Source organism: Paraburkholderia silviterrae (genome assembly GCF_004353915.1).
Taxonomy (GTDB): domain Bacteria; phylum Pseudomonadota; class Gammaproteobacteria; order Burkholderiales; family Burkholderiaceae; genus Paraburkholderia; species Paraburkholderia silviterrae.
Genome location: NZ_SMRP01000067.1, coordinates 1 through 6,417 on the forward strand (window position 1 = coordinate 1; position 6,417 = coordinate 6,417).

Genomic DNA, 6,417 nt, shown 5'->3' on the forward strand with positions numbered 1-6,417 from the left:
GCCCACACTTATCGGCTGTAAATTTTTAAAGATCGATCGCGAAACTCACCGGCTTACTGCATTACTGCCCGGCGTTTTCTGCGTTGCTGCGTCAGCAGCAGAGAAACGAAATTATGCAGACTCTTTCGCGTTTCGTCAACATCTTTTTTTGCAGTCGCTGCTGAAAAGCTGTTGGTCCCGCGCCCCGCCGTTTCTCGCGGCGGCCTTCGCTGCCGGTACTGCAGGAAGCGAAGGGGGCGAATCTTAGCGCCCCTACCCTCGCTTACGCAAGCGAGAAATGTCTGCTGCGTTTCCTCATACCAAAGCCCCCTTTGGCGCCCAGCTCGCGATGCTCAGCCCCGACCGTTCCCGGCACGTTGTTTGCGGCACACGTTCATCGATCGCCCTATGAGGCGCTGCGGCAATCGCAGCGATTCGACCATGACACAAGAGATCGCCCGGATCGTGATTCGTGCGTCGGCCTGCTTCGCCGCCACGCTCTCGGTCATCGCGCCGCCAGCGGTCCATGCGGACGACAGCGCAAGCCCCTGCGCCGCACTCAAGCGCATTGTCGCGGCGGCGCCGCAGCACTTCACGTCGCTGAGTCCAGAGGACGGGCGAGCCGTCGCCCAGCCCTACGGAGACGATGCCCAGTGCGCGACGAATCGAGGCACCTGGCAATGCACGTGGAGCACGCGTGACGCCCAGACCGGTTCGGGCACCGACGCCCTCGAAGGCGTAGGCGCCGATATCGCCTCCTGCCTGCCCGCCGCCACCCACGATGGAAATTCTCCGGGCCGCCAACACTTCTATCTAGGCAAGGGTGGTAGTCGCATTGAGATCACCGCACAGACAGTCGGCGCGAGCCGCGTGAAATTGACGGTCTCCCCGCAATAGGCGGCGCCCACGCAAAGGCGAGCGCACGAGAGCCGCTGCGCGCCACCCATCGATAATGTCCCCGATATCGGTCGCAACCGCACGGGCGTACGATTCGCCTGTGGAATTCACAACATAAGAATCGCGAGCCACCTCGGGCGCTCCGCCCACACGCGCCCGCGCAACGTCAGGAGACATTCCATGAGCCGCAGTTCTGCTGTCGACGTCCAGACGTTCATCAACGAGCATCCGTTCTCGCCGTTTCAGTGGTTCATCTTTCTGCTTTGCTTTGCCATTGTCCTGCTCGATGGCTTCGACACGGCGGCCATCGGCTTCATCGCGCCCTCACTGCTCGGCGAGTGGGGCCTCACCAAGCCCGCCCTCGCGCCGGTGTTGAGCGCCGCGCTCTTCGGCCTCGCCTGCGGAGCGCTCGTCTCGGGTCCGCTTTCCGACCGGCTCGGCCGCCGTATCATGCTGCTCGGCGCGGTACTCGTGTTTGGCGCGGCGTGCCTCGCTTCGGCGTTCGCCTCGAGCATCGACCACCTCGTCTGGCTTCGTTTCGTCACAGGCGTAGGTCTGGGTGCGGCCATGCCGAACGCCGTCACGATGATGGGCGAATACTGTCCCGACGCCCGCCGCGCGACGATCATCAATCTGATGTTCTGCGGCTTTCCGCTGGGCGCGGCACTCGGCGGGTTTCTTGCCGCGTGGATGATTCCGCACCTCGGCTGGCGCAGCGTGCTCGTGCTCGGCGGCATGACGCCGCTCGTGCTCGCCATTCCGCTTGCGCTGCGCATGCCCGAGTCGGTGCGCTACATGGTGGCGAACCAGCGGCCCGCCGAGCGTATCCGAGCCGCGCTCGCCCGCATTTCCGCCGACGCGCAAACCGCGCAGTCGTTCACCATGACCGAGACCGCGCCGCACGCCGACGGCAAGGGCCTCGGCGTAGTGCTCTCGGGCCGCTATGCGCTCGGGTCCATGATGCTATGGATCGCCTATTTCATGGGGCTCGTGATTTTCTACGCGTCGATCAACTGGATGCCGCTGCTCCTCAAGGACGCCGGCCTGCCGCCCGCCCGCGCGACGCTGATCTCGGCGCTGTTCCCGCTCGGCGGCATTGGCGCCGTGCTGTGCGGCGTGCTGATGGACCGCTTCAACGCCAACCGCATCATCGCCGCGTGCTACGCGCTGACCGCGCTTTCCGTATGGCTCATCGGCCAGGCCGTGGGCAATGTGGGCGCGCTCGTGCTCGCCGTGTTCGCGGCGGGTGTGCTTATGAACACGGCGCAATCGTCGATGCCCGCGCTCGCGGCCGCCTTCTACCCGACTCAAGGCCGTGGCACCGGCGTCGCGTGGATGCTCGGGATCGGCCGCTTCGGCGGCATCGCCGGGTCGTTTCTCGTGGCCGAGCTTGCGCGCAGGCATTTCTCGTTCGCGGGGATCTTCGCGACGATTGCCGTGGCCGGTCTCGTGGCCTGCGCGGCATTGCTCGTGAAGCAGGTCGCGCGGCCGCAAGTCATGCAAGCCGGGCCGGGCGCCGAGAAGGAATCGTTCGGCCACTGAGCGAAAGACTGAGCGCTGCCGCGTGACGGCGCGTCGAGTACGGTGCCTCAAACAATACGGGCCGCAAGATTGAATTGCGGCCCTCTCACGTTTTGTATCGGGCCGATTCAGCGATCAAAACTTCGGCAGCGGGCTCAGCCGCCAAGCGCGGCAAGGTTGAGCGTGTGTGAATGGCCGATCCATACGGCGGCATCGCGATGATCGCGCAACGCATCGGCGGTATTGGGGTGCACGAACACGTCGAGCACGCCGTGATTGAGCACGAGCCACGCGAATACCGCCGCAAATCGCTCGCGCGAAATGGCAAGCTGGTACGACCACATCGGATGCGGTCCGACCGGACGCTCGTGAAAGCGCCCGATCTGCACGGCATCGCCCAGTTGCGCCGCGATGGTTTCGCGCAAGGTCCACGCGGTGTCGCGCGTATGGGCGTCGAAATAGATATGGGCGTGCCAGCCCGAGATGTCGGCAGGATCGAAATGCGTCATGGTCGTGCGGCTGAAAAACGGCAAGATTGTTGAGGCTCAAGGTGATATTGTGCCGCGAAATCCGCCTTGGCATGCGCCTGCCGCATCCGCGCCGGCATCAACGCGCGCCGTTCGCGCAGGCATCGCCCACCATGAGCCGCACGATCTCGTCGCCGTTCGTATGCTGGATCTGGCGCTCGCCGGCCACCTCGCCCCGGCGCAGCACGACGATGCGGTCGGACACCGCAAAAATATCGTGCAGGTTGTGTGAAATGAGCAAGACCGCTACACCCTGCGCCTTGAGCGAACCAATCAGCGCCATCACCTTGCGCTGCTCCGGCACGCCGAGCGCGGCTGTGGGTTCGTCCATGATGAGCACGCGCGCATTCCAGTAAATGGCGCGGCCGATGGCGATGGCCTGGCGCTGCCCGCCCGAGAGCATCTTCACGGGGCCGCCGAGCTTGCGCGGCGGAATCACGATATCGAGCCGCTCCAGCACTTCGCGCGCAACCTGCGCCATGTGCGAGCGGTCGATCACCTGAAAGCCCAACTTGCGGCAAGTAGGTTCGCGGCCCAGAAAGATGTTGCTGCCCACGTCGAGATTGTCGGCAAGCGCGAGGTCCTGATAAATCGTTTCGATGCCCTGGGCGCGCGCGTCCTGTGGATCGCGCAACTGCATCGCGCGGCCGTCGAACTGCAGCTCGCCCGCATCGGCACGATAGACGCCCGAGAGAATCTTGATGAGCGTCGATTTGCCCGCGCCGTTATCGCCAGCGAGCGCGAGCACTTCGCCGGGCATCAGGCGCAGCGAGACACGCTTTAGCGCCTCGACGCCGCCAAAGCGAATCGAAATATCGCGCGCCTCGAGCACCGGCGTTGCGGGCGCATGACTCATTGCGCACCGCCGAGCCGCTCTTTGTACTGATCGATCAGCACCGAGACGATGATCACGATCCCCACCACGATGAACTGCCAGAACGCGTTGACGTCGATAAAAACAAGGCCGAATTCGATGACGGCGATGATGAGCGAGCCGATCAACGTGCCGATCACGGTGCCCGTGCCGCCGAAGAGGCTCGCGCCGCCGATCACGACTGCCGCGATCGAGTCGAGCAGCATCGGCTCGCCGGCGTTGGCGGCGCCGGCCGCGAAGCGCGCAGTATAGACGATGCCCCCGATCGCGGCGAAGGTGGCCGCGATCAGATAGATCGCGAACAGATGGCGGCGCACATTGATGCCTGCGCGTACGGCCGATTGTGGGTTACCGCCGATTGCATAGGTGTACTGCCCAAATTTCGTTTGCGAGAGCACGAAGTGCATGGCGGCGAGCAGCACAGCCGTGAGCACCACCGGCGTCCAGCCCAGGCCGAGCCATGCGAGTCCCGCATTGTCGACGGCCACGGTCATGCCGCTGCCGGCCGCAAGGAAGCCCGCGCCGCGCGCCACGCCGTACATGCCGAGCGTGCCGATGAACGCGGGCACGCCAAGGCGCGCGATCAGCACGCCGTTGACGAAGCCGGGAATCAGGCAAACGAGGATCGTGAGCGGAATCGACAGCAGCAATACCCATGGCGAGCCGCCGCCCGGAATCGTGAACTGCGCCACACACACGGCCGCGAGACCCATGACGAATCCCACCGAGAGGTCGATGCCCGCGGTCACGATCACGAAGGTCTGACCAATGGCGAGCAGCAGCGGTGCGCTGGCTGCAAGGCCGATCGATTGCAGGTTATAGGTATTGAAGACGAACGAACGGTGCGCCGAGATGCGTGCCCATATTTCGAAGAATACGAGCAGCGCGCCCAAGAACAGCCACGGCCAGACCTTGCTGACGAGCGCGAGGCGATCGAGCCGCTTGTCGTTCATAGCGCGCGTGAGTTCGTCCCGTCGGTCGGTCCGATCAGTTCGAGTAGATGTACACCTTCATTTCCGGCATGTCGATGTTCGACTTGTCGAGCACCACGAAACCCGTGCCCCGGTAGACGGGAATCTTCTTGCCGCGGATCGCGTCGACGGCGGACTTCACCGCGTAATAGCCCATGTCGTACGGACGCTGCGCAATGGCGATAGAGACGAGGCCGCTACTGATCTTGTCGTCGATGCCCGGCACGGCGTCGAAGACCACGACCTTGACCTTGCCTTGCTTGCCCGCGGTCTTCACGCCTTGCGCCGCACCGCTGCCCGAGAAGGTGTTCGCTCCGAACACGCCCGCGAGATCGGGATTGCGCGCGAGCACGGCGGCCACGTGCGCTGCGGCACGATTGGCGTCGTCCTCGTTGTATTGCGTTTCGAGCACCTTGATGTTCGGATGCTTTTTCATCTCATCCATGAAGCCCTGCACGCGCGCGTCGGTGCTGGAGATGCCAGGCTTGTTGTCCTCGCAATAGACCGTGCCCTGGTCGCCGATGGCTTTCGCGAGCGCACGCGCCGCCACGCGGCCGCCTTCCAGGTTGTCCGAAGCAATATAGGAGAGCGGGAAATCGGCGTCGCCCTTGCCGGTCTGATAGTGACCGTCGCCGATATAGGTATCCACGGTGATGACCTTGATGCCGGCGTCGGCGGCTTCCTTGAGCGGGGCGATCATCTGCTGCTTGTCGACTGGCGAGACGAGCAGCACGTCGGGATGCTTCGCGATCAGTGCCTTGAGAATCGGCACCTGCTCGGTCGTATTCCAGGCCTTCGGAACCTGGAACAGCAACTGCACGTGCTCTTCCTTCGCCGCGCGCTCGGCGCCGCGATACATCGTGAAGTAGAAGGGATCGGTCACGCCGGGCAGCAGCGCAACCACGGGATGCGCGGCGTCGGCATGCGCCGCGCCGGGCAACGCACCCAGCGCAGCCATGGCGATCGTGGAAAGAGCCATCAGACGGCCAAGAACGATGCGCAGCATATTTGTCATCCTCCAGGTGAGTCCGACGCACGGCGCCCAATCCTCCTGAGGCGACGACGCCCGGCAGCAGTGGCTCAGTATACTGACGAGCACTCTGGCCGGGCCTGGTGTTTTCCAGCAGTTTTATCGCGCCATGCCGCGCGCGAGCCGCGCGGATGAGTGCATACGCATCATTGCAGGAACAACCGATACGCCGGATTCTGCGTCTCTTCCCAATGCGGATAGCCGAGCGTGGCGAGAAAACGCCGGAACTCCGCGTCCTCGGCTGCCGGCACCTGAATGCCCACGAGAATCGAGCTGTAATCCGCGCCCTGGTTGCGGTAGTGGAACAGGCTGATGTTCCAGTTAGGCGCCATCGACGAAAGGAAGCGCATCAGCGCGCCCGGGCGCTCCGGGAACTCGAAGCGGAACAGACGCTCGTCGTGCGCGAGCGGCGAGCGCCCGCCCACCATGTAGCGGATGTGCTGCTTGGACAGCTCGTCGCCAGTGAGGTCGACGCACGGGAAGCTGTGCGCAACGAAGGACTGCGCGATCTGCTGCGACTCGACGCGGTTGCGGATCTGCACGCCCACGAAGATGTGCGCGCGCTCGGCGTCGTCGATGCGGTAGTTGAACTCGGTCACGCTGCGCGTGCCCACCAGC

At 64.3% G+C, this 6,417-nt stretch carries 7 protein-coding genes and 1 pseudogene; 3 read left to right on the forward strand and 5 right to left on the reverse strand.

All coding sequences use genetic code 11. The annotated features are described in order from the left end of the window. The 3 genes from EYW47_RS41525 to EYW47_RS40445 all read left to right on the forward strand — a co-directional run. Positions 1-247 (forward strand): hypothetical protein (locus EYW47_RS41525; protein WP_205710254.1); only part of this gene is annotated, 247 nt, incomplete at its 5' end. Positions 248-420: 173 nt separating this feature from the next. Next, positions 421-876, forward strand: coding sequence for a hypothetical protein (locus tag EYW47_RS40440; RefSeq protein WP_240764147.1), 456 nt, complete (start codon positions 421-423; stop codon positions 874-876). A 180-nt stretch (positions 877-1,056) separates the two neighbouring features. Further along, positions 1,057-2,418, forward strand: a complete 1,362-nt coding sequence (locus tag EYW47_RS40445) for an MFS transporter (RefSeq protein WP_133200392.1) — start codon at positions 1,057-1,059, stop codon at positions 2,416-2,418. A gap of 134 nt (positions 2,419-2,552) precedes the next feature. Here the strand turns inward: EYW47_RS40445 and EYW47_RS40450 are convergent, their stop codons facing one another. The 5 genes and pseudogenes from EYW47_RS40450 to EYW47_RS40470 form a co-directional block, all read right to left on the reverse strand. Next, positions 2,553-2,906: a DOPA 4,5-dioxygenase family protein gene (locus EYW47_RS40450; protein ID WP_133200393.1), complete on the reverse strand. Its 354-nt coding sequence runs from the start codon at positions 2,904-2,906 to the stop codon at positions 2,553-2,555. A 97-nt stretch (positions 2,907-3,003) separates the two neighbouring features. Next, on the reverse strand, positions 3,004-3,780 hold the full coding sequence (locus tag EYW47_RS40455; RefSeq protein WP_133200394.1) for an ATP-binding cassette domain-containing protein: 777 nt from the start codon (positions 3,778-3,780) through the stop codon (positions 3,004-3,006). Beyond that, positions 3,777-4,751 (reverse strand): ABC transporter permease subunit, encoded by a 975-nt coding sequence (locus EYW47_RS40460; RefSeq protein WP_133200395.1) that lies wholly within the window; start codon positions 4,749-4,751, stop codon positions 3,777-3,779. Before EYW47_RS40460 ends, EYW47_RS40455 begins: the two co-directional genes overlap by 4 nt. Positions 4,752-4,785: 34 nt before the next feature. After that, positions 4,786-5,775 carry an ABC transporter substrate-binding protein gene (locus EYW47_RS40465; protein ID WP_133200396.1) on the reverse strand — a complete coding sequence of 330 codons (990 nt, stop codon included), beginning with the start codon at positions 5,773-5,775 and terminating at the stop codon, positions 4,786-4,788. A 170-nt stretch (positions 5,776-5,945) separates the two neighbouring features. Continuing rightward, positions 5,946-6,417, reverse strand: a pseudogene (locus tag EYW47_RS40470) (threonine ammonia-lyase, biosynthetic); the annotation flags it as partial.